Below are 19410 nucleotides of genomic sequence, written 5' to 3' on the forward strand. Positions count from 1 at the left end.
CGAGGTGCGCTAGAACGGGACATGCCCACCTTCGAGATCCGACCGATCGGCGTCGTCCGCAACCAGCGGACGGACGTCCAGCACTCCGACCAGTGGGGCGCGGTCCGCAGCACGATCGTCGTCGACGAGCGGTTCGGGGACGCGTGCCTCCAGGGGCTGGAGGGCTTCTCCCACGTCGAGGTGCTGTTCGTCTTCGACCAGTTCGAGGAGCCGGGCGAGCCCAGCGCGCCCCAGACGTACCGCGGGCGCGCCGACCTTCCGCCCATGGGGATCTTCGCGGGGCGCGGGCCACGACGGCCGAATCGGATCGGCGTGACCTGCTGCCGCATCGATGCGGTCGAGGGACGCGAGCTCACCGTGGTCGGCCTGGACGCCGTCGACGGCACGCCGGTGATCGATCTCAAGCCGACGATGGTCGAGTTCGTGCCGACCGACGTGCGTCAGCCGGAGTGGGTCAGCGCGTTCATGTCGGAGTACTTCGACGACTGAGCGTCAGAGCTCGCCGAGCAGCTTCTTCCAGAACGGGCGCCAGCGCTCGCGCTCCTCGGCGGAGCCGAGGCCGGCGTGCTGGACGGCCACTCGATCAGCGGAGATGTCGACGTTGACCGACGAGCCGTCGGCGAGCTTGGCGCGCCAGTAGCGCCACTTCTCGGTGGACCTCACCCGCGGCTCGGCCGCGAGCGCCACCCCGTCGAACTCGTCACGGCCCGAGACGACACCGAGCCACTTCTCGAGCAGCTCGTCGAGCGAGCCGACGACCTTCCTCGATGCCGACACCGCGTGGTCACCACCCGACAGCTGACCGTTCTCACGCAGGCCGTGCTGCTGGCCGTACTCGATCGCGATGGTCTGCGCCCACCAGCCGTCGTTGAACGGCTTGCCGTTCGCGGCGTGGGTCGTGATGCCGAGCTCGTGCACCCGCTGCAGCGCGAGCTTCGCGATCTGCGCGTGCGGCACGTCCCGGGCGCCCTGCGCGGTCAGCCAGGCCTCCCACTCCGACCACTGCGTGCCGGTCGCGTTCGTGATGCTCGCCGCCTTCGATGCCATGGGGTGAAGCCTCCCATCAACCGCGACTGCGCGTGACGTAGGCGCCGAGCTGGGCGAGCGTGGACGCGAACGCCTCGACGTGATCCTCGCTGGAGACGCCGTCAGGGACGTCGGTGGCGGTGATGACGACGCGGGTGCCTTCACGAACAGGCTCGAGTGTCCAGGTCATCGTCATCGTGCCGGCGAAGTCGGGGTCGTCCGAGACGAACTCGACCTCCTCGGCCACCAGGCGGGGCGCGTCGATGCTGACGAACCGCACCTCGACGACGTCGGTGTTCTCGCCGGACTTGCCCGTCGTCGTCTCGTCGTCGTACGCCAGCGTCATCCGGTAGCCGCCCCCGGGCGTGGCGTCGAACCAGCTGAACCGGCCCGTCATGCCGGACGGCGGCAGCCACACCGTGCGTGCCGCCTCGTCGACGAGCGCGGAGAACACCTCCTCGGGCGTCGCCTCCAGGACCGCCTCTCCGACGTCGGTGTGGCTCATCGGCTCGGGTCGATGATCGTCATGCCGGCGAGCGTCGCGCGGTCGAAGACCGGCAGCAGCTCGGCGGCCTCCTCGAGGCCGATGGTGCGCTCGATGAGTCGCTGGGGTTGGAGGGCGCCCTGCTCGATGAGGGCCATCATCCCCGGGTAGTCGGCGGCGGCCATGCCGTGACTGCCGAGGAGGTCGAGCTCCCAGCCGATGACGCGCTCCATCGGCACGCGCGGGTGGCCCTCGATCGATGGGAGGAGCCCCACCTGGGCGAGGCGGCCGCGGCGGCGGAGGCTGAGGATCGCGTCGGCGCAGGTCTGCTCGCTGCCGACGGCGTCGACCGCGACGTGGCTGCCGCCTCCGGTCAGCTCGGCGACCGCGGCGGGGACGTCGCGCCCGTCGGCCAGGAGCACGTGCTCGGCACCGAGGTCGGTGGCGACGGCGAGCGCCTCGGCGTTCCGGTCGACGGCGATGACCCGGGCGCCGAGTGCGCGGGCGATCATGACCGAGCTCAGGCCGACTCCCCCGGCGCCGACCACCGTGACCCACTCGCCCTCGGCGACGCGGGCGCGGCCGACGAGCGCGCGGTACGCGGTGGCGAACCGACAGCCGAGTCCGGCAGCCGTCGCGAAGTCCACCGACTCGGGGATGCGCACGAGGTTCGTGTCGGCGGCGTGCACCACGACGCGCTCGGCGAACGAGCCCCAGTACGTGAAGCCCGGCTGCTCCTGGTCGGGGCAGACCTGCGCGTCGCCGGTCAGACACCACTCGCAGGTGCCGCAGCCCGCGACGAACGGGACGGTGACCCGGTCGCCGACCTGCCAGTGGCTCACGCCGGAGCCGAGCTCGACGATCTCCCCGGCCAGCTCGTGGCCGGGAACGTGCGGGAAGGCGACGCCGTCGTCGTGGCCGGCCCAGGCGTGCCAGTCGCTGCGGCACAGGCCCGTCGCGACGACCCGCACCACGACTCCACCGTCGGGCGCCGTGGGCTCGGGGACGTCGCGGACCTCGGGACGGGACGTGGCTTCCTCCAGGACGAGCGCGCGCATCCGCACATCCTCGCAGGATGCGCGCGCTGTCCGCGGGATTCAGCCCTGGGCGCCCACGAGGTCGGCCAGCGGCGTGGGCGTGCGGCCGCCGACGCGCTCGACGACGTCGGTCACCCGGGCCAGCTTGCCGAGTCGGATCGACGTGCCGAAGGAGACGAGCAGCGGCGCGAACTCCTCGGGGACGCCCGCGGCGACGAGACCGCCCCGGTACGCCTCGTCGTCGACGTTGAGCACCTCGATCGGGCGGCCCGCGAGCTGCTCGGCGAGCGCGGCGAAGTCGTCCGCGGTGATCGCGGCGGGGCCGGTCACGTCGTAGACCTGGCCCTCGTGGCCGTCGCTCGTCAGCACGGCCGCGGCCACGGCGGCGCAGTCCGCGCGGGTGACGTAGGCGGCGCCGCCATCGCCCGTGTTGACGAACAGCTGGCCGCTCGCGGCGGCCTGGCGGATCGTGTCGACCTGCATCTCGGCGTAGAGGTTGTTGCGCAGCATCGTCCACGCGAGGCCGCTGGCGCGCAGCGCGTCCTCGGTGGCGGCGTGGTCCGGCACGACTCCGGACGGGTTGTCGGGCGTCGGCTCCGGGATCGACGTGTAGGCGACGTGGCTGACACCCGCACGAGAGGCGGCGTCGATCGCGGCCAGGTGGCCGTCGAGCCGGGCGCCGACGATGTCGGTCGAGATCAGCAGCATCCGGTCGACCCCGGCGAGCGCCTCGACGAGGGCCTCGGGCTGGCCGAAGTCGGCCTCGCGGACGACGGCGCCACGCTCGGCGTAGGTGGCGAGCTTCGAGGGGTCGCGCGTGAGCAGCACGACCTCGGAGGGATCGACGGTGGCGAGGAGCTGGTCGGCGACGAGGCGGCCGAGCTGGCCGGAGGCACCGGTGACGGCGATGGTCATGGGCATTCCTGATCTGTAGTCATGATGATGGCGGTTCGTTCGCAACTGTAGTCATCATGGTGGCGATATGGCAAGATGGGGTCGTGGCCCGATCGACCAACACCCAGTTCGCGGTGGCAGTGCACGTCCTCACGTACCTCACCGCCGGCGCTGCTGCGGGTCGCACCACCCCCGTCGGCTCCGAGGAGCTGGCCGGCAGCACGGCGGTGAACCCCGTCCACGTGCGCAAGGTCCTCGGTCCCCTGCGCGAGGCCGGTCTCACGCGGTCGCGGCCCGGAGCGCACGGCGGCTGGGAGCTCGCCGTCGATCCCGCCTCGATCACGCTGGCCCAGGTCTGGAGCGCCCTCCAGGGCGAGGACCCGGTGCTCGGGATCCACGGCCCGAACCCGGCCTGCCCCGTCGGCAGCAGCATCCAGGGCGTCCTCGTCGGGCTCGAGCGACGCGTGGCCGACGCGATCGTCGCCGAGCTCGACTCGATCTCACTGAGCGATGTCCTCGACGAGGGCGGATTCGACGCCTCCGACTTCGCGGCGCTGGACGCCATCGCCTCGGCCTAGTCTGGCCACGTGCTCGACGGGATCTGGTGGACGTCGACCGGTGACGGTCCCACCGTCGTCGTGCCGCGACTGAACGTCGACTGGACCGCCGTCGACCTCTCACCCCTCACGGATCGGCTCCGCGTGGTGATCGTGTCGCCGCGAGGGTTCGGACCCAGCGAGCGGCCCGGCGGCTACGCGACGAGCGGCTTCGTCGCCGACGTCGACCGCGTCCTGGCCCACCTGGGTGTCGACTCGTACGGTGCGTTCGGGTACTCGATGAACGGCGTCATGGCCGTGCGACTGGCGCAGAGCAGCCCGCGTGTCGCGGCCGTGGCGTGCGGTGGCTTCCCGCTCACTGCCGACCTCACCGGCATGGGCGACCGGGCCCGCGCGCGCAACGAGGCGGCCCGACGCGATCCCGACGCCTGGGGCGAGGTGGTCGCGACCTACGACCCCGCGGCCGCCGAGGCCTTCTGGGACGACGTCGCCGCACTCCCTCAGGGCGCGCTGGCCGACCTCGACCGCCCGATGCGCGCGTGGTGGGGAGCGGAGGACGCACTGGTGGCGTCGTTCCTCTCCCCTGCCGAGCTCGGACGCGACCTCGACGCCCGCGGCATCCCGTACGAGGTCGTCCCGGGGCTCGACCACGACGGGATGCTGCGGCGTCTCGACCTCGTCCTGCCGTCCGTCGCGGACTGGCTGGCCGAGCACCTCGACTAGCGCATGGCCCTCGCCAGCGCGGGGATCATCACGGCCGCCGCGACGAGGTGGAGCGCGATCAGCGTCAGCGCCGTCGCCGCATTCGCGCCCACCACGAGGGGCGGCACCAGCGAGATCGCCGTGAGCGTCACCGCGACCCGCACGAACCACCGTGCCGGCCGAGGAGTCCAACGAGCCAGCACCAGGGCGATCCCGACGCCGACCAGCGAGAGCATGGTCGTGACCGAGGTGATGCCGCCGACCGGAATCGACTCGCCGCCGTCGGGGATCTCGAAGTCGACGCCCGCGGCCTTCGCCAGCGCGCCTCCGGCCGTGGTCGCGGCCGCCGCCACGACCGTCGCGCCGATCCCGGTGAGGGCGACCCGGCCGATCCGGGGGCGCACCGCCTGCGCCACCGCCGCGCGGCTCATGCCCCCGCCTCCAGACGCTCGGGCAGCCCCAGCCGCGGGAACTGGTCGTCGTGGAAGGTGACGATCTCGGCGATCTTCCCGTCCTCGACGCGCAGCACGTCGACGGTCAGCGGCAGGTACGCCTGCTCGGCCTCCCGCCAGAGGTAGGCGCCGATCGCGGGCTGCCGGTTCACCGAGGTCGGCACGATCCGCAGACCCTCCATCTCCGGGAAGCCGCCCGCGGTCCACTCGGCGATCACCGCGTCGCGCCCGATCTGCAGGCCGGGGGTCGGCGGCATCGAGCACCGCACGTCGTCCCGCAGCATCTCGGCGATCGCGTCGATGTCGGTGGCGAGGCAGGCCTCGCTGTAGCGGCGCACGACCTCGCGCGTCTGCGTGTCGTCAGCGCCGCCGGTCCAGTCCTGCCGCTCGGCGGGCAGGTGCTCGCGCATCCCCGAGCGGGCCCGCTGGAGCGCGCTGTTCACGGAGTTCACCGAGTCGCCCAGCAGCTCGGCGACGTCCTTCGCCGGCCAGCCGATCACGTCGCGCAGGATCAGCGCGGCCCGCGGGCGCGGCGCCAGGTGCTGAAGGGCGACGATGTACGCGAGCTCGATCGTCTCGCGGGCGACCGCGGCCGTCTCGGGCTCCTCGGACTCGTCCGCGCGCAGCTCGTCGAGCAGCCGGTCCGGGTAGGGCTGCAGCCACAGCACCTCGCCGCCGCTCGCGGGCTCGGGCCGGCGCTTTGCGATCAGGTCGAGGGCGGCGTTCGTCGCGATCCGGTAGAGCCACGCCCGGAAGGTCGAGCGCCCCTCGTACGTCTCGCGCCGTCGCCACGCCCTCAGGAATGTCTCCTGCACCGCGTCCTCGGCGTCCTCGAACGAGCCGAGCATCCGGTAGCAGTGGACGTGCAGCTCCCGCCGGTGCCGTTCGACCATCGCGGAGAACGTCGGCTCGTCGACCTCGGTCATGTCGCTCCGCTCCCCCACTCGCGTGTCCACACTCATGGTCATCCTCTTCCGTCTCGTCATGTCCTGTCACAGGTATGACGGCGGGGAGCGCCAGAACTCATCACCGGAGACTGCGGCTCCGTCCTAGGCGCCGCGGTCGGCGGTGCCGCGACTGAGGGCCAGGTGACCACCGAGGAAGCCCGCACCTGCCGCCACGAGGTTTCCCGCGAGGGCGAACCGGGCCCCGGCCATGTCGTTCCCGCGCAGTCGCGCGACGAGCGAGCCGAGGAAGAGGAAGGTGGCGACGTCGGTGGCGGCTGAGTGCACCGCGCCGATGCGGCGCTCCGTGTCGGCGAGCTCGGTCCAGTCCCCCGCACCCGCGAGCGCGGTGGGCACCGAGGCCGCCAGGCCCGCCGCGGTGAGCACGGTGGCGCTGCGACGCGCGCCCTCACCTCCGACGACGTCGAGGATCGAGGCGCTGAGCCAGCACCCGAGGGTGACGTCCGTCAGCGGCGGATGCACGGAGTGCCCGAACGCGTCGGTGTGGAGCGGACTGCGTCGTGCCCATGCGAGCAACGGCCCGTAGACCCGCTGCTGGGCGTTCCCGATCGCCTCCGCCACCGGGCTCTCGCCCACCCTGCGGATCACGCGCTCTGCCAGCGACGCGGACACGCTCTCACGGTACGCCCGGCGCGGGCCGCAGGACAGACCTCAGGAGCGCGGACGCCGCAGCACGACCTCGTCGTCCGACACCTCGCCGGTCTCGACGAAGCCCAGCGACCGGTAGAGCCCCAGCGCGACCTCGTTCTCCGGAGCCACCGACAGCGCGGCCTCGCGGTACGCGGTGCCCGAGAGCGACGGCTCCTCGCGCTCCCACAGGTCGAGCAGCGCCTGCACGGTCGCGCGACCGAGTCCCTGTCCCTGCCGCGACGCATCGATGACGAGGCCACCGATCCAATGACTGTCGTCGTCGGTGTCGAGCGCCCACATCACGTGGCCGACCACGGCGCCGTCGTCGTCCTGCACGGCGTACGAGCGCCACAGCCCGTCGTACGCCGAGAGGCAGAGGTAGTACGCGGCGTCGGCGACCCACTCGCGCTGGGCCTCCGCGGCCCTCACGCGGGTGATGTCGCGCCAGTTGACGGCCGCGGCCGGAGCCAGAGTCACCATGTCCGCATCCTTCGCTCGGTGTGACTGGTGAGCCTAGCGAGGCGTCGCGCGCGTGAGATACCTCACGTTGCGGTGGTTTTCGTCACCCGCGTTTTCCCTTGGAACGACAGGACGGACGTCGCGTAACTCCGCGTTCCGTGCTGAATCCTCCGGTTGGGGTTCCCCGCTGATGCCTGCCTAGGCTCCCGGAGGCCCCAACGGGCCAGGTCGTGGGCGCGCTGAACTCGCCGAGGCTCACGGGACCAGTCAACGCATCTCAATCGGCGAGCCGGGGAAACCAGCACGGCGTCGCGCCCAGCGCGCGACTTGGGGCTCACCACCGCACGGTGGGGCACACCTTCACTGCCAGCCCGACAGGTCTCTCCTCGAAGGCGTTGAAGGAGATCCCCCTATGCGACACGTCGCACGAGTGCTCGCTGCCACCATGGCCGCGTCCGTCCTGTCCATCGCCGCTCCCGCCGCCCAGGCGGCCCCGGCGACCACCTCCGCCGCCGCGACCTCCGCGGTCGCGTCGTCCACGAGCTCGCCCACCGCGGCCGAGCTGCGCAAGCAGCGCATCATCAAGAAGAAGAAGGCGCTCAAGCGCAAGAAGTACGTCATCGCGCGCAAGAAGGCGATCAAGCGCAAGCGCGCCATCATCCGCGGCAAGAAGATCATGAACACCGCCGCGAAGTACAAGGGCACGCCGTACAAGTGGGGCGGCTCGAGCCCGTCCGGCTTCGACTGCTCCGGCCTGGTCAAGTACGTCGTCAAGAAGTCCGTCAAGAAGAGCATGCCGCGCGTCGCCGGTGCCCAGATGAAGAAGGGCAAGAAGGTCTCCAAGGGCGACAAGCGCAAGGGCGACCTGATCGGCTTCTACAACGGCTCGGGCGTCTACCACATCGGCATCTACGCCGGTGACGGCAAGATCTGGCACTCCCCCCGTCCGGGCAAGGGCGTCGAGAAGGTCAAGATCTGGACCGGCTCCTACAAGGTCCGCCGGGTCTGATCCCAGCACTCCCGTCGAAGGGCGAGTCACCGCGTGGTGACTCGCCCTTCGTGCGTCTGACTAGGGCGTCACGACGACCTTGCCGAGGGCGCGGCCGGCGCCGACGTGCGCCAGCGCCTCGGGGACCTGGTCGAGCCCGAACGCGCGATCCACGTGGACCTGCACGTCTCCCGCCGTGACGAGGCCTGCGAGCGGCAGGAAGTGCTCCGGGCCCTCCTTCACCACGAGAACGCCGAGAGAGCGGCCCGTCGCGAGACCGAGGACCGAGCCGGCCGTGAGCACCCGCAGCAGGGTGCCGACCGAGCCACCGACGCAGCGGTAGGTGCCTCCGCGCGTGACGGATCGTCGGTACGCGAGGACGGAGCGGTAGGCGACGAGGTCGAGCACGAGGTCGTACGGCTGCCTGCGGGTGAAGTCCTCGCGCTCGTAGTCGATCACCTCGTCCGCGCCGAGCGAGCGCATGTGGTCGAGCTTCGAGGCGTTGTCGACGGCGGTGACGTGGGCACCGCGCTGCTTCGCGAGCTGGATCGCGAACGTGCCCGAGCCGCCCCCGGCGCCGTTGATCAGGACGCGCGCTCCGGGCCGTGCCCTCGCCATCCCCTGAAGCGCGATCGCGCCGGCCTGCGGGATCGTCGAGGCCTCGACGAAGTCGAGCCCCTCGGGCATCGGCGCCAGCGCGGTCTCCGGGGCGAGCGCGAGCTCGGCGAAGCCACCCTTCAGCGCGAGGTTGTCGCCGAACACGCGGTCTCCCGAGCGGAAGCGCGTGACGCCCTCTCCCACGCACTCCACGACTCCGGCGATGTCCGAGCCGAGCGTCGGGCGCGCCGGCGTTCGCAGGCCTCCGATCCGCGCATAGAGCGGTGAGCCGGTCAGGCACTCCCAGTCGCTGAGGTTCAGCGAGGTCGCCGCGACCCGGACCAGGACCTGTCCCGCGGTGGGCGACGGCGCCGGCACGTCCTCGACGCGCAGCACCTCGGGCCCGCCGTAGCGATCCTGGACCACCGCTCTCATGGCGTCTCGCGCTCCCGCCAACGGGTGATCCGCTCGCGGACCGTGGCCAGCAGGCGGGGATCGTCGATGCCGGTCATCGTCCAGGTCCAGCCGTCCGCGGTGGTCCAGCTGGACTCGTTCATCTCCTCCGGTTCCGGCCGGGCGGTTCCCCAGACAGTGAGGTCGGCACGGGTCGAGAGGGAGAGCGAGACGACGTCCGGTCCCGAGGTGTCCACACTGAACTCGAGCGGAACCTCCGCCGAGAGATTGTGCAGGGCGAGCTCTTCCTCCAGCTCGGCGTTTCGATGAGCCTCCTCGCGCAGGTGACGCCGCAGTGAATCGGGGACGGGTCCGTCGGATACCACCTCCCCGTCGGGTCCGACAGCCACGCCGACGTACGCGAACCACCCACTCGCCGCGACCTCGCCGTCCCACGTCAGGAGCCGCGGGTCGATCGCGTCGACCACCTCGAGCTCGAGCCACCGCAGGACCTCGTAGCCGTCCTCGAGCACCTCGAGCGGCATGCCGGTCGCGGCATCGAGGACGTAGGTCAGTCCGAGCTCCTCATCCTCCGGGTCCGGGAGCGTGAGAGTCGCGGTCTCGCGCCCGAACCGCTGTCCCCGGACCACGGTTCCGTCCAACCGGCGCTCGCGCAGGTCCAGCTCACCAAGATCCGGGCGCCGGATGAGCACCCATGGCTCGTCCTCCTCGTCGTAGTCGAGGGAGCCGGGCGTGCTCTCCACCGGTACGCCTCCGCCGACAGGAAAGGCCAGGCTCCGCTCAGGCTCCCGGATCGAGCGAAGCTCGCCCTCGGCCGACTCCACCCGGCGACGCTCTCCGTGCTTCCAGACCCGGAAGCGCTCGCCATGGAGCGCGACCACTCCGCGCACCGGCGGCTCGGCGCCCTCTCCGCACGCGAGCCGCACCAGCAGCTCGACGATCTCCTCGTTCACACCGCGACGCTAGCGCTCAGCGGTGGCGCGACGGGGCGGTTCAGCCCAGCGGACCGCCCGGCGCCAGCGCAAGCCGCGCGAAGCGCTCGCCCATCAGCCGGTGAGTCGCGGCGCTCGGGTGCAGCGCGTCGGGCAGCGGGTGCGCCTCGAAGTCCTCCTCGCCGTAGAGGTCGAGCCCGGAGAGGAGGTGCAGGTGCGGGTCGTCCGCCCGACGGGCCTCGACGATCTGGCGCAGCTGCTCACGGATCACCCGCAGCGTCAGCCTCCCCATCGCGACGTCGGCGGGGTCCCCCGTGGCCATGAACCTCACGGCGTCCGTGCCCAGCGTGGACGGGTCCGGGAGGCCCGGACCGGGCGTGTCCTCGTGGATGGGGCACAGGATCGGCGAGACCACCAGCAGCGGCGCATCGGGGTGTCCCTCGCGGATCGTGTCGAGGAACCCGTGCACCGCCGCGACGAAGCCGCGCACGCGCATCAGGTCGGCGTTCACGATGTTGATCCCCAGCTTCACGCTGATGACGTCCGCGGGCTGGTCGCGCATCGTGCGAGCGGTCGCCGGATCGAGCAGGGCGCTGCCGCCGAAGCCGAGGTTCACCAGGTCCACGCCCGCCGACGACGCCGCGATCGCGGGCCACGTGCCGGTCGGAGTGAGCGCGTTCGAGCCGTGACTGATCGAGCTGCCGTGGTGCAGCCAGACGCGGCGCCCCGATGCGCCGGCGGTCTCCACCGGGGCGTCCGCACGCAGCGAGACGACCTCGGTGAGCTCGTTGTGCGGCAGCCAGAGCTCGACCGTCTTCGGCCGTGCCGGGAGGCCACGGAACGCGATCGTGCCGGGCGCGCCGCGGGTGACCTCACGACCTCCGGCGGTCATGTCGATCATGAGCAGGTCTCCCCCGTCGACCGAGCCGCGGCCGAACGGCTCCCCGTCGACGACGAGCTCGTAGACCCCTGCGGGACGTGCGGGCGCGCCGACGTAGCCCACACGCGTCGGACGGGTGGTCAGCTCGATCGTCGTGGCGGTCGTCCGCATCACGAGGCGGACCCCCGACGGCTGGGCCTCGGCCATGAGCAGCTGCGGGTCGGGCAGCTGGCGGCGGGCCCACGCCGGCAGCCGGTGCGGCTGGACGCCGCTCGCGGTGCGCTCGAGCTCGACCGCGCCACGGAACAGCTCCTCGGTCAGTGGGACGTCAGTCAGGGTTGCGTCGGTCATCGGGTGGTGTCCTCGTCGGTGGGCCAGTGGGTCAGGGCGCTGTCGAGCGCCTGGGTCATGCGAAGCCACGACGCCTCGGGGTCGGGCTCGGAGTGGTCGAAGCCGCCGTTCACGTGCAGGCGGACGAAGCCGTTGATCGTGCTGCCGATCAGGCGGACGGCATGCGTCAGCTCGGACTCGGGGAGGTCGTAGCCGCGGACGACCGCCAGCATCAGCGCCGCCACCCGAGCACCCGGGGCCGCGGCCTCCGGAGCCGTGATGCGGACCTGCGTGGCCTCCCACCGACCCGGATGCTCGATCGCGTACGCGCGGATCGTGTCGACGAGCGCGCCGAGGGCGTCGCGACCGGCACGTCCGGCGAGGGCGAGTCCGAGCCGTTCCGCGAGCTCGACCAGGGCGAGCGTGCTGATCCGGCCCCGGAGGTCGTCGGTGCCGCGGAGGTGGAAGTACACGCTGGCCGGCTTCACGCCCACGCGGCGGGCGACCTCCGAGACCGTGACGCCCGCGAGGCCGAGCTCGTCGGCGAGATCGGCGGCGGTCGCGGCCAGCGACTCGGGGGTGAGCGGGGTGCGCGCGTCCATGCATCTACTTTCTGTAGTCGTTCACCTACAGGCTATAGGTTCGAGACAAGATGGCACCAGCCGGTGTGACGATGTGGCGATGGACGTGCTGGAGTTCGCCGACGTGCAGGCGTGGGACGCCTGGCTCGCGGAGCATCACGACACCGCGACGGAGGCGTGGCTGCGCATCCGACGGAAGCACGCCGACCTGCCGCTCATCACGATCGGCGACGCCCTCGACGGCGCACTGTGCCACGGCTGGATCGACGGACTGCGTCGTTCCCTCGACGACGTCTCGTTCCTCCAGCGGTACTCCCCCAGGCGCCGGACCACGGCGTGGTCGCAGGTCAACGTGGCGAAGGCCGAGGCGCTTGAGGCGGCCGGCCGGATGCGGCCCGGCGGCCTCGCCTCGCTCGAGGCCGCCCGGGCAGACGGCCGCTGGGCCGCGGCCTACGCGCCTCAGTCCGCCGGCGAGGTCCCGCCCGACCTCCGGGCGGCGCTCGCCGAGGCGCCCGGGGCAGCCGCGGTCTTCGACCGGCTCAGCCGCACCGAGCAGTACGACCTCGTGCTGCCGCTGCTCAAGGCACGCAGCCCCGAGAGCCGCGCCCGTCACGTGGCCGCCGTGGTCGACCGCCTCCGCCCGGACTAGCCCGTCAGCCCCGAGACCTGGGCGCGCTCCACCCGCACGAGCCACTGCCGCAGCAGCGCGCGCAGGACCTCGGGCTCCTCGTGCGGGAGGGCGTGGCCCGTCTCGTCCAGCACGGCCACCGTCGCGCGCGGGTGGACCTGCAGGAGCTCGACGGCACCCATGAAGCCCACCGTGGAGTCCAGACGACCCGCGACGACGAGTGTCGGACCCGGGTACGGCTTGGACGCCAGCGACAGACCCCAGTTCTCCCCGATGCGCTCCATCGCCTCCTCGTCCACGAGGTCGGCAGCCGGCGCGACGTATCGCTCGTAGCGCTCGTACATCTCGGGCGTCTGCACCACGAAGTAGCCCCGGAACACGTGGTCGCCGATCCCGTCCGTCCTCACGACGGCTCGGTGCTCGGGAACGTCACGCTCCTCGGCGAGCACGGGGCAGATGAGGGCGAGCCCGGCCACCTGCTCCCAGAGCCGCGCCGCCAGCGCCTGGGCCAGATAGGCGCCCCACGAGTGCCCAATCAGCAGAAACGGCTCGGGACCCACCTCGTCGAGCACGAAGCGGATCATGAGGTGGAGGACGTCATCCGACGAGTGGAGCGACGCCGGAGCCGGTGACCGGCCCATCCCCGGCAGGTCGGGGTAGATGCGGCGCAGCCCCGCGGCCTCGAGGATCGGGTCGAAGCACGCCTCGGCCTCGCGGTGGTCGACTCCCGCACCGTGCAGCACCACCGCCGGGCGGCCCTCCCCATGCCGGACGACGTGGAGTTCCCCGGGCTCCATAGTTCGGAAGATAGTCCTCTCGACCGGGGAAGTCAGCCCATCTTGTCGACCCACCGCGTGAGCAGGCCGCGCTCGTCGACGTCGTGGTAGGCCGGCGGGCCGGGCACGGGATCACCGCGCAGGCAGGCGATGACCTCGGCCGGACCGTACAGGTGCTCCTCGACCGCGGTGGTCCAGTGCACGTCGGGCGCCAGGCTCCGCTCCAGCCGCGCCCAGTCGCGTCGCTCGATGAGGCTCAGGATGTTGCCGACGGCGGGCACGAACTCAGCCATGGGTCCTCCGGGACGGATCGGGTTCGAGCGGGTGGTCGAGACCGAACGGCCCGGCCGCCGTGACACGCAGCTCGTCGACGCCGACAGCGTGTCCGGCCGCGCACGTCGTGGCGATCTCGACGGGCTCGCCGCAGCCGTCATGGCTGAGCTCGGGCGGGTACGGGGGCGGGTCGTGCCGATTTCCCCACTGGAGCAGCGCGAACACGGCGGGCAGGAGGTCGGCGCCCGCCTCGGTCAGCACGTAGGCGTGGCGCCGCCGGCTGCCGGGCTCGCGGTAAGGACGCTTCTCGAGGATCCCGGCGGCCGTCAGCTCACGCAGCTGCGCGGACGTGGTGGCGTCGGTCAGGCCGGCACGAGCGGCGAACTCGTCGAACCGCGTGGCGCCGTAGAACGCCTCGCGCAGGACGAGCATCGCCGACCGTGTGCGCAGCGCCGTCATCGCCCGCTCGATCGGGCAGTACGCGCCGACGGACTCCTCGCCGCGCAGCGCCAGGGCACCCCCGAGCTTGATGGGCATACCCGCACAATACGCCCGACTCGCGCGGCGTGCCGTCAGGTCCCCGCGCTCGCGTCCTCGCTCCCCGGGCGCGCGACGGCGTGCGCCCTCGCCCACTCCAACGCGCGGTCCGCGACCTCCTCCCAGCCGGGTGCTGCGCACGTCCAGTGGTCGCGTCCGGGCAGCTCGACGTACTCGGTGAGAGCCGGCGACTTCCGGTAGTGCTTGGCGTTCGACCGGTTCACCGAGGGCGGCATGATGTGGTCGCGCTCCCCCGCGATGAACAGCAGCGGCGCACGGTCGGCCGAGTAGTCCACCCACGTCTCCTGGTGGCCGGGCTTGAAGTTCGCGAACAGGCCGTACTCCCAGATCCACCGTCCCGGCGCCGGGATGTGGAACCGGTCCCAGACCTCGCGCGACTCCTCGGCCGTGAGCGTGTTGGTGAACGCGTAGTGGAACTCCTCCGGCGTGAAGCCCACGGCCCGGCGGATGGTGGCCGGGTTCTTCAGCGCGGGCAGCAGCGACCGGGCCTGCGAGATCGGGCTCACGCGGACGCCCTCGGTCGGCGCCGAGTCGATGACGACGCCCGCGGCGCCGAGACCGCGTGCCAGCAGGAGCTGCGTGAGCGTCCCGCCGAACGAGTGCCCCATGATGATCGGCGGCTCGTCGAGTGCCTCGATCACCGAGGCCAGGTGGTCGACGGTCTCCGGCACGGTCAGGTCGGCGATGACCTGCGGGTTCTCTCGCAACGCCTCGACCTCGATCTCGAAGCCGGGATAGGCGGGCGTCAGGACGGTGAGCCCCTGCGCCTCGTAGTAGGTCTTCCAGTGGCTCCAGCTGCGCGGCGTCATCCAGAGTCCGTGGACGAGGACGACGGTGGTGGGATCGGACATGGGGATGCCTCTCGACGGCATGGGTTCTCGTACTGCCCTGGCGGGCGGTGGGAGGGCCGTTCCCCGGGAGCTCGGGCCTGGTCCCGCGCGTGGTGTCGCGCCTCGCTCTCGTCGCTGACTCTAGTGGGGTGAAGTCAGATCGCACCAGCCCTCTCGCCCCTCGGAAATCTCGATCCCAGGGACCTGACGGCGGCACGAGATTCTGTCGGGGCTGCCCACTAGGTTGGGTGCATGACTTCGGGGGCCGTGGCTGACGTGTGCGACCTCGTGCGTCGCGCCCGCGCCGTGGCCGAGCACGAGGAGTGGGACTGGATCGTCGCCCACCACACGCGTCGGGTCGCCGAGATCGACCGCTCCGACGAGATACCGCTGTCGAAGGACCTCGCCCGCCGCGAGGTCGTGCTCGAGCTTGCGCAGGGTCTGCACGTCACCGAGCACCACGTATGGGCGATGGTCCACGAGGCGACCACCCTCAAGGAGAGGGCTCCGCGCGTCTGGGACTCCTTCCGCGTCGGCGACATCGACGGGGTGCGGGTGTCCGCCATCGCCGACACCGCCGAACGTCTCCGCACCCCCGAGGCGCTGGCGATGCTCGAGCAGACCGCGCCCGAATACGCCGCCACGCACACCGTCTCCGAGCTGCGCGCGTGGCTGCGCCGGCTCCGGGCCCGCCTCGAGCCCGAGGAGGTCGCCACGGAGACCGCGAAGGCGCTCGAGCAGCGACGGGTCTCCATCACCCACCTGAGCGACGGCACCAGCTGGCTGAACGCGCTGCTGCCCACCGGCCTGGCCATCGCGATCGGCGAGCGGCTCCGCAAGGCGGCCCGGGCACTCCCCGCCGTCGATCCCGAGACCGGCGCTCGCGACACCCGCACGCGCGACCAGAAGCAGGCCGACCTCGTCGCCGACTGGCTCACCTCGTGCACGGGCACCACCAGCGACATCCGCGCCGAGATCGCCATCAGCATCGCCGCCACCGACCTCATCGGCCTGACGGACGGCCCGGGACTCACGCACGACGGAGAGCCGGTGGGCGCCGAATGGGTGCGCGAACTGGCCCAGTCCGAGCACACGGTCCTGCGGCGCCTCGTCCTCGACCCCGTCGGCGAGGTGCTCGACACCACGGTCCTGCGCTATCGACCACCCGAGTCCCTGCGCCAGGCACTGCGGTGGAGGGACGGAACCTGCCGGGTCGCCGGCTGCCGGGCACCGGTGTTCGAGACCGATCTCGACCACGCCGAGGCCTACGACAGCGGCGGCGCGACGTCGGGGTCGAACCTGCGATGCCTCTGTCGCCGGCACCACAACATGAAGAGCCACGGTCATCTCGACGACCGCTACCTCGACGCGCCCGTCCGACGGATCGAGCGCTACCTGCCCTGCCCGCCGATCGTCATCGAGACCGACATCGTCGATCCCCGCCGCACCGCGTGACCCTCGCCCGGCGGGACACTGGCGACGTCCGGTCTTCGGGGGAGGCGCCATGGATGTCAGCACGTTCTACGCGGTGTTCTCGGCCACCTGCTTCACGCTCGTCGGCCTGTGGTGGGGCGTCACGCTGCGCGACACCACCTGGACCGGCGATCCCGTGCGTCGCAGAGCCATCGGCGGCGTCTACCTGGCGTTCCTGCTCCCCGCGCTCATGGGGCTCTTCGCACAGGTCGGAGGCGTGCAGGAGCCGGCGATCTGGCGCGTCAGCTTCATCGTCATCGCCATCGGGGGCTGCGCCACGACCCTGCGCCTCCTCGCGACCGACAAGGATCCCGCCCTCATGGGCATCCGCGTGGGCGCCGCCGCGATCTACGTCCTCGTCGCCCTGATGGGCGCCTTTCCGGGCGCCGCCGACCTCCTCGGCCTCCGGCCCATCCAGGCCGAGGCCCTCCTCCTCGTCCTGCTGGTCGCGCTCGGCCATGCCCTCGTGTGGCACTACCTCGTGCACGACCAGCAGGCGGCTCAGATGCCCTGAGGCACCCGGTCCCACCACGGCGCCACGCGCTCGAGCTGCGCGGCGAGCTGGAGCAGCAGCGCGTCGCTGCCGAGCGGGCCGACGAACTGCGCGCCGATGGGCAGACCGTCAGGCGTCCAGTGCAGCGGAACGCTGGTCGCGGGACGGCCGGTGAGGTTCGCCAGCTGCGTGTAGGGCACCCAGCCGAGGTTCTCGCTGATCATCTGGTCGACGATCGGCGTGAACCGCAGGATCGACCCGGCGCGCGCCTTCAGCAGCACCCGCTGGAGCCGCTCGATCGGCGCCGGAAGGTCGAACGCGCCGATCCGCGGCGGCGGCGTAGCGGTGGTGGGCGTGAGCAGCAGGTCGTACTCCTCGTGGAAGGCGGCGAGGCGACGCACGTGCTCGTGGCGTCCCTCGACGGCACGCACGTAGTCGGTGGCGCTGGTGGCCCGGCCGAGCGCGGCCATCACCCGCGTGTCGGGCTCGAAGGCGTCCTCGCCGAACCCGGACAGCTCGCGCGCCTCCGCGACGGAGACGGCGCAGTGCACGAACCACGAGGTCAGGAAGTCCTGCGCGAGACGCGCGTCGTCCACCGGCACCGGGACCTCGACGACCTCGTGTCCCAGCTCGGTCAGCAGCGCGGCGGCATGCTGGACCGCGGCGCGGGCCTCGGGGTGCGGGTCGGGGTTGATCGAGCTCTGCCACGTCATGCCGATGCGCAGCCGGCGCGGCTCCTCGGCCAGCGCGGCGGCGAAGCCCTCGCTCGGGAGACCGCCGGGCAGGTAGGCCGACACGCTCGTCGACCCGGAGAGCACGTCGAGCATCGCCGCGGTGTCGCGCACGCTGCGCGAGACGACGCCGTCGGTGGCGGTGCCGCCCAGCGGCTCGCCGTGGCTCGGGCCGAACGGGATCACTCCACGGCTCACCTTGAGCCCGAAGAGACCGCACGCCGAGGCGGGGATGCGGATCGAGCCGCCACCGTCACTGGCGGCCGCGCAGGGGACGATGCCCGCGGCGACCGCGGCCGCGCTGCCGCCGGACGAGCCGCCGGGCGTGTGGTCCGTGTTCCAGGGATTGCGCGTGGGACCGAAGACGTGCGGCTCGGTGATGCCCTTCGCGCCGAACTCCGGACTGTTCGTCTTGCCGAAGACGACGAGCCCGGAGTCGATCCAGCGCTTCACGACCTCGGCGGTCTCGGCCGCGGGCACATCACGCAGCGACCGACTGCCGCCGCTGGTGGGGACGCCCGCGAGGTCCTGGTGCAGGTCCTTGAGCAGGAACGGCACGCCGTCGAACGGACGGCCACCCTCCGGCTCCGGACCTGCGGCAGCAGGCGGCTCGACGTCGCGCACGATCGCGTTCAGCCGCGGGTTGACCTCGGCCGCGCGAGCGCGGGCCACGGCGAGGAGCTCCTCACGCTTGATCTCCCCCGCCCGCACCATCTCGGCGAGCCCGACGGCGTCGTGGCTGCGGTAGTCCTGGAAGTCCTGCGTGGAGGTCATGGCCGTCCCTTCTCCGTGATGGCGGTTCTCCGAACCTACAGAGTCAGGAAGTCCACGAGCGCCCGGTTGAACTCCTCGGCGTGCGAGACGTTCAGACCGTGGGGAGCCCCGGGCACGAGGACCAGCTCGCTGTGGGTCACCGCCTCGTGCGTGCGGCGACCGGAGCCCTCGAAGGGCACGATGCCGTCGGCGTCGCCGTGCAGCACGAGGGTCGGGACGGTGATCCGCTTCAGGTCCTCGCGGAAGTCCGTGAGTCCGAACGACTGCATCGCCTCGAGCGCGGCCGCCTTGTCGGCCATCGCGGTCAGCCGGAGCGCGTCCTGCCGCTGCTCCTGCGTGACCAGCACGGGACCCTCGCCGTTCGCCGCGAAGAACTGGTCCACGAACCCGTCGAAGAACTTCTCCCGGTCGGCGGACAGTTGGGCGCTCATCTCCGAGGCCTCCGACGGCTCGAGCGGCCCGTCCGGGTTGTTCGGTCCCTTCATCATCATCGGCGGCACCGCCGCGGCGAAGACGACGCTGTGCAGTCGCTCCTCCCCGTGGCGGGCGACGTAGCGCGCGACCTCGCCGCCGCCCATCGAGAAGCCCACCAGGGACACGTCACGCAGGTCGAGCGCCTCGATCAGACTGGCGAGGTCGTCGGCGAGCGTGTCGTAGTCGTAGCCCGTGCGGGGCTTGTCGCTGCGACCGAATCCGCGTCGGTCATAGGTGATGACGCGCAGGCCCGCGTCCTTCAGGGCTCCGATCTGCTCGCTCCACGACTCCCCCGACAGCGGCCAGCCGTGGATCAGCACGACGGGTCGTCCCCCACCGCCGTGGTCGTCCACGTGCACGTTGACGTCCTTGAGTCCGAAGAGTCGCGAGTCCACCGTGATGTCTGCCATGTCCGCCTCCTGAGCGATCGGTTCTCAGTGGAGTACCCACGAGCCCCGGGCGCAATCGGCGT

General features: G+C 71.9%; 24 protein-coding genes and 1 pseudogene. 7 read left to right on the top strand and 18 right to left on the bottom strand.

The features are described 5' to 3' along the window. Positions 1-21: 21 nt before the first annotated feature. A complete protein-coding gene (locus ACK99Q_RS13265) occupies positions 22-489 on the top strand; it encodes an SAM-dependent methyltransferase (protein ID WP_410186589.1) in 468 nt (155 codons plus the stop codon). A gap of 3 nt (positions 490-492) precedes the next feature. Here the strand turns inward: ACK99Q_RS13265 and ACK99Q_RS13270 are convergent, their stop codons facing one another. From ACK99Q_RS13270 to ACK99Q_RS13285, 4 genes are read right to left on the bottom strand one after another with little or no spacing between them, the layout of a single operon-like run. Beyond that, positions 493-1047, bottom strand: a complete 555-nt coding sequence (locus ACK99Q_RS13270) for a hypothetical protein (RefSeq protein ID WP_410186590.1) — start codon at positions 1045-1047, stop codon at positions 493-495. A 16-nt stretch (positions 1048-1063) separates the two neighbouring features. Continuing rightward, a complete protein-coding gene (locus tag ACK99Q_RS13275; RefSeq protein ID WP_410186591.1) occupies positions 1064-1531 on the bottom strand; it encodes an SRPBCC domain-containing protein in 468 nt (155 codons plus the stop codon). After that, positions 1528-2568 carry a zinc-dependent alcohol dehydrogenase family protein gene (locus ACK99Q_RS13280; protein ID WP_410186592.1) on the bottom strand — a complete coding sequence of 347 codons (1041 nt, stop codon included), beginning with the start codon at positions 2566-2568 and terminating at the stop codon, positions 1528-1530. Before ACK99Q_RS13280 ends, ACK99Q_RS13275 begins: the two co-directional genes overlap by 4 nt. A gap of 39 nt (positions 2569-2607) precedes the next feature. Then, positions 2608-3462 carry an SDR family oxidoreductase gene (locus ACK99Q_RS13285; RefSeq protein WP_410186593.1) on the bottom strand — a complete coding sequence of 285 codons (855 nt, stop codon included), beginning with the start codon at positions 3460-3462 and terminating at the stop codon, positions 2608-2610. 83 nt (positions 3463-3545) lie between these two features. Here ACK99Q_RS13285 and ACK99Q_RS13290 point away from each other — a divergent pair, with 83 nt between their 5' ends. Further along, complete coding sequence (locus tag ACK99Q_RS13290; protein ID WP_410186594.1) at positions 3546-4019, top strand: Rrf2 family transcriptional regulator; 474 nt, start codon at positions 3546-3548, stop codon at positions 4017-4019. Between the two features lie 9 nt (positions 4020-4028). After that, complete coding sequence (locus ACK99Q_RS13295) at positions 4029-4721, top strand: alpha/beta fold hydrolase (protein ID WP_410186595.1); 693 nt, start codon at positions 4029-4031, stop codon at positions 4719-4721. Here the strand turns inward: ACK99Q_RS13295 and ACK99Q_RS13300 are convergent. From ACK99Q_RS13300 to ACK99Q_RS13315, 4 genes and pseudogenes are all read right to left on the bottom strand, one after another. Further along, positions 4718-5131, bottom strand: coding sequence for a DUF6069 family protein (locus ACK99Q_RS13300; RefSeq protein ID WP_410186596.1), 414 nt, complete (start codon positions 5129-5131; stop codon positions 4718-4720). The two genes, ACK99Q_RS13295 and ACK99Q_RS13300, sit on opposite strands and share 4 nt — an antisense overlap. Continuing rightward, positions 5128-6114, bottom strand: coding sequence for an RNA polymerase subunit sigma-70 (locus ACK99Q_RS13305; protein WP_410186597.1), 987 nt, complete (start codon positions 6112-6114; stop codon positions 5128-5130). The genes ACK99Q_RS13300 and ACK99Q_RS13305 overlap by 4 nt, the downstream gene beginning before the upstream one ends. Before the next feature lie 87 nt (positions 6115-6201). Continuing rightward, complete coding sequence (locus ACK99Q_RS13310; protein ID WP_410186598.1) at positions 6202-6729, bottom strand: hypothetical protein; 528 nt, start codon at positions 6727-6729, stop codon at positions 6202-6204. A 39-nt stretch (positions 6730-6768) separates the two neighbouring features. After that, positions 6769-7233 (bottom strand): annotated as a pseudogene (locus ACK99Q_RS13315) (GNAT family N-acetyltransferase); the annotation flags it as partial. Positions 7234-7651: 418 nt separating this feature from the next. Between ACK99Q_RS13315 and ACK99Q_RS13320 the strand changes: the two are divergent. Then, a complete protein-coding gene (locus ACK99Q_RS13320) occupies positions 7652-8215 on the top strand; it encodes a C40 family peptidase (protein ID WP_410186599.1) in 564 nt (187 codons plus the stop codon). 60 nt (positions 8216-8275) lie between these two features. Here the strand turns inward: ACK99Q_RS13320 and ACK99Q_RS13325 are convergent, their stop codons facing one another. Genes ACK99Q_RS13325 through ACK99Q_RS13340 form a run of 4 tightly spaced genes read right to left on the bottom strand, consistent with a single transcriptional unit; the run spans position 8276 to position 11949 of the window. Continuing rightward, on the bottom strand, positions 8276-9226 hold the full coding sequence (locus ACK99Q_RS13325) for an NAD(P)-dependent alcohol dehydrogenase (RefSeq protein WP_410186600.1): 951 nt from the start codon (positions 9224-9226) through the stop codon (positions 8276-8278). Further along, positions 9223-10158, bottom strand: coding sequence for a hypothetical protein (locus ACK99Q_RS13330; protein WP_410186601.1), 936 nt, complete (start codon positions 10156-10158; stop codon positions 9223-9225). Before ACK99Q_RS13330 ends, ACK99Q_RS13325 begins: the two co-directional genes overlap by 4 nt. A 40-nt stretch (positions 10159-10198) precedes the next feature. Further along, entirely contained in the window at positions 10199-11368 is a 1170-nt protein-coding gene (locus tag ACK99Q_RS13335; RefSeq protein ID WP_410186602.1) for a GDSL-type esterase/lipase family protein, read from the bottom strand. Next, positions 11365-11949, bottom strand: a complete 585-nt coding sequence (locus ACK99Q_RS13340) for a WHG domain-containing protein (RefSeq protein WP_410186603.1) — start codon at positions 11947-11949, stop codon at positions 11365-11367. The genes ACK99Q_RS13335 and ACK99Q_RS13340 overlap by 4 nt, the downstream gene beginning before the upstream one ends. Positions 11950-12028: 79 nt before the next feature. Here ACK99Q_RS13340 and ACK99Q_RS13345 point away from each other — a divergent pair, with 79 nt between their 5' ends. Beyond that, the gene (locus ACK99Q_RS13345) at positions 12029-12577 is read left to right on the top strand and encodes a YdeI/OmpD-associated family protein (protein WP_410186604.1); all 549 of its coding nucleotides are present in this window, start codon (positions 12029-12031) and stop codon (positions 12575-12577) included. Here the strand turns inward: ACK99Q_RS13345 and ACK99Q_RS13350 are convergent. Genes ACK99Q_RS13350 through ACK99Q_RS13365 form a run of 4 tightly spaced genes read right to left on the bottom strand, consistent with a single transcriptional unit; the run spans position 12574 to position 15014 of the window. After that, positions 12574-13353, bottom strand: coding sequence for an alpha/beta fold hydrolase (locus ACK99Q_RS13350; protein WP_410186605.1), 780 nt, complete (start codon positions 13351-13353; stop codon positions 12574-12576). The two genes, ACK99Q_RS13345 and ACK99Q_RS13350, sit on opposite strands and share 4 nt — an antisense overlap. Positions 13354-13385: 32 nt before the next feature. Beyond that, complete coding sequence (locus tag ACK99Q_RS13355; RefSeq protein WP_410186606.1) at positions 13386-13625, bottom strand: hypothetical protein; 240 nt, start codon at positions 13623-13625, stop codon at positions 13386-13388. Then, positions 13618-14142, bottom strand: coding sequence for a winged helix-turn-helix transcriptional regulator (locus ACK99Q_RS13360; protein WP_410186607.1), 525 nt, complete (start codon positions 14140-14142; stop codon positions 13618-13620). Before ACK99Q_RS13360 ends, ACK99Q_RS13355 begins: the two co-directional genes overlap by 8 nt. 35 nt (positions 14143-14177) lie before the next feature. After that, positions 14178-15014 (bottom strand): alpha/beta hydrolase, encoded by an 837-nt coding sequence (locus ACK99Q_RS13365; RefSeq protein ID WP_410186608.1) that lies wholly within the window; start codon positions 15012-15014, stop codon positions 14178-14180. A 231-nt stretch (positions 15015-15245) separates the two neighbouring features. Between ACK99Q_RS13365 and ACK99Q_RS13370 the strand changes: the two genes are divergently transcribed. Together ACK99Q_RS13370 and ACK99Q_RS13375 are read left to right on the top strand one after the other, a co-directional pair. Further along, positions 15246-16448: a DUF222 domain-containing protein gene (locus tag ACK99Q_RS13370; RefSeq protein ID WP_410186609.1), complete on the top strand. Its 1203-nt coding sequence runs from the start codon at positions 15246-15248 to the stop codon at positions 16446-16448. A 49-nt stretch (positions 16449-16497) separates the two neighbouring features. Beyond that, entirely contained in the window at positions 16498-16980 is a 483-nt protein-coding gene (locus ACK99Q_RS13375) for a hypothetical protein (protein ID WP_410186610.1), read from the top strand. Here the strand turns inward: ACK99Q_RS13375 and ACK99Q_RS13380 are convergent. Continuing rightward, positions 16968-18464 (bottom strand): amidase, encoded by a 1497-nt coding sequence (locus tag ACK99Q_RS13380; RefSeq protein WP_410186611.1) that lies wholly within the window; start codon positions 18462-18464, stop codon positions 16968-16970. The two genes, ACK99Q_RS13375 and ACK99Q_RS13380, sit on opposite strands and share 13 nt — an antisense overlap. 35 nt (positions 18465-18499) lie before the next feature. Then, on the bottom strand, positions 18500-19348 hold the full coding sequence (locus ACK99Q_RS13385) for an alpha/beta fold hydrolase (RefSeq protein WP_410186612.1): 849 nt from the start codon (positions 19346-19348) through the stop codon (positions 18500-18502). Between the last annotated feature and the right edge of the window lie 62 nt (positions 19349-19410).

The organism is Aeromicrobium sp. MLTX1 (assembly GCF_046452335.1).
Lineage (GTDB): Bacteria > Actinomycetota > Actinomycetes > Propionibacteriales > Nocardioidaceae > Aeromicrobium.

Coding starts and splice junctions, on each gene's coding strand:
- ACK99Q_RS13340 (WP_410186603.1), bottom strand. CDS start 11,949: ATGGACGCGCGCACCCCGCTCACCCCCGAGTCGCTGGCCGCGACCGCC.
- ACK99Q_RS13325 (WP_410186600.1), bottom strand. CDS start 9,226: ATGAGAGCGGTGGTCCAGGATCGCTACGGCGGGCCCGAGGTGCTGCGC.
- ACK99Q_RS13370 (WP_410186609.1), top strand. CDS start 15,246: ATGACTTCGGGGGCCGTGGCTGACGTGTGCGACCTCGTGCGTCGCGCC.
- ACK99Q_RS13280 (WP_410186592.1), bottom strand. CDS start 2,568: ATGCGCGCGCTCGTCCTGGAGGAAGCCACGTCCCGTCCCGAGGTCCGC.
- ACK99Q_RS13305 (WP_410186597.1), bottom strand. CDS start 6,114: ATGAGTGTGGACACGCGAGTGGGGGAGCGGAGCGACATGACCGAGGTC.
- ACK99Q_RS13275 (WP_410186591.1), bottom strand. CDS start 1,531: ATGAGCCACACCGACGTCGGAGAGGCGGTCCTGGAGGCGACGCCCGAG.
- ACK99Q_RS13360 (WP_410186607.1), bottom strand. CDS start 14,142: ATGCCCATCAAGCTCGGGGGTGCCCTGGCGCTGCGCGGCGAGGAGTCC.
- ACK99Q_RS13365 (WP_410186608.1), bottom strand. CDS start 15,014: ATGTCCGATCCCACCACCGTCGTCCTCGTCCACGGACTCTGGATGACG.
- ACK99Q_RS13335 (WP_410186602.1), bottom strand. CDS start 11,368: ATGACCGACGCAACCCTGACTGACGTCCCACTGACCGAGGAGCTGTTC.
- ACK99Q_RS13345 (WP_410186604.1), top strand. CDS start 12,029: ATGGACGTGCTGGAGTTCGCCGACGTGCAGGCGTGGGACGCCTGGCTC.
- ACK99Q_RS13380 (WP_410186611.1), bottom strand. CDS start 18,464: ATGACCTCCACGCAGGACTTCCAGGACTACCGCAGCCACGACGCCGTC.
- ACK99Q_RS13355 (WP_410186606.1), bottom strand. CDS start 13,625: ATGGCTGAGTTCGTGCCCGCCGTCGGCAACATCCTGAGCCTCATCGAG.
- ACK99Q_RS13385 (WP_410186612.1), bottom strand. CDS start 19,348: ATGGCAGACATCACGGTGGACTCGCGACTCTTCGGACTCAAGGACGTC.
- ACK99Q_RS13300 (WP_410186596.1), bottom strand. CDS start 5,131: ATGAGCCGCGCGGCGGTGGCGCAGGCGGTGCGCCCCCGGATCGGCCGG.
- ACK99Q_RS13320 (WP_410186599.1), top strand. CDS start 7,652: ATGGCCGCGTCCGTCCTGTCCATCGCCGCTCCCGCCGCCCAGGCGGCC.
- ACK99Q_RS13265 (WP_410186589.1), top strand. CDS start 22: ATGCCCACCTTCGAGATCCGACCGATCGGCGTCGTCCGCAACCAGCGG.
- ACK99Q_RS13350 (WP_410186605.1), bottom strand. CDS start 13,353: ATGGAGCCCGGGGAACTCCACGTCGTCCGGCATGGGGAGGGCCGCCCG.
- ACK99Q_RS13285 (WP_410186593.1), bottom strand. CDS start 3,462: ATGACCATCGCCGTCACCGGTGCCTCCGGCCAGCTCGGCCGCCTCGTC.
- ACK99Q_RS13270 (WP_410186590.1), bottom strand. CDS start 1,047: ATGGCATCGAAGGCGGCGAGCATCACGAACGCGACCGGCACGCAGTGG.
- ACK99Q_RS13375 (WP_410186610.1), top strand. CDS start 16,498: ATGGATGTCAGCACGTTCTACGCGGTGTTCTCGGCCACCTGCTTCACG.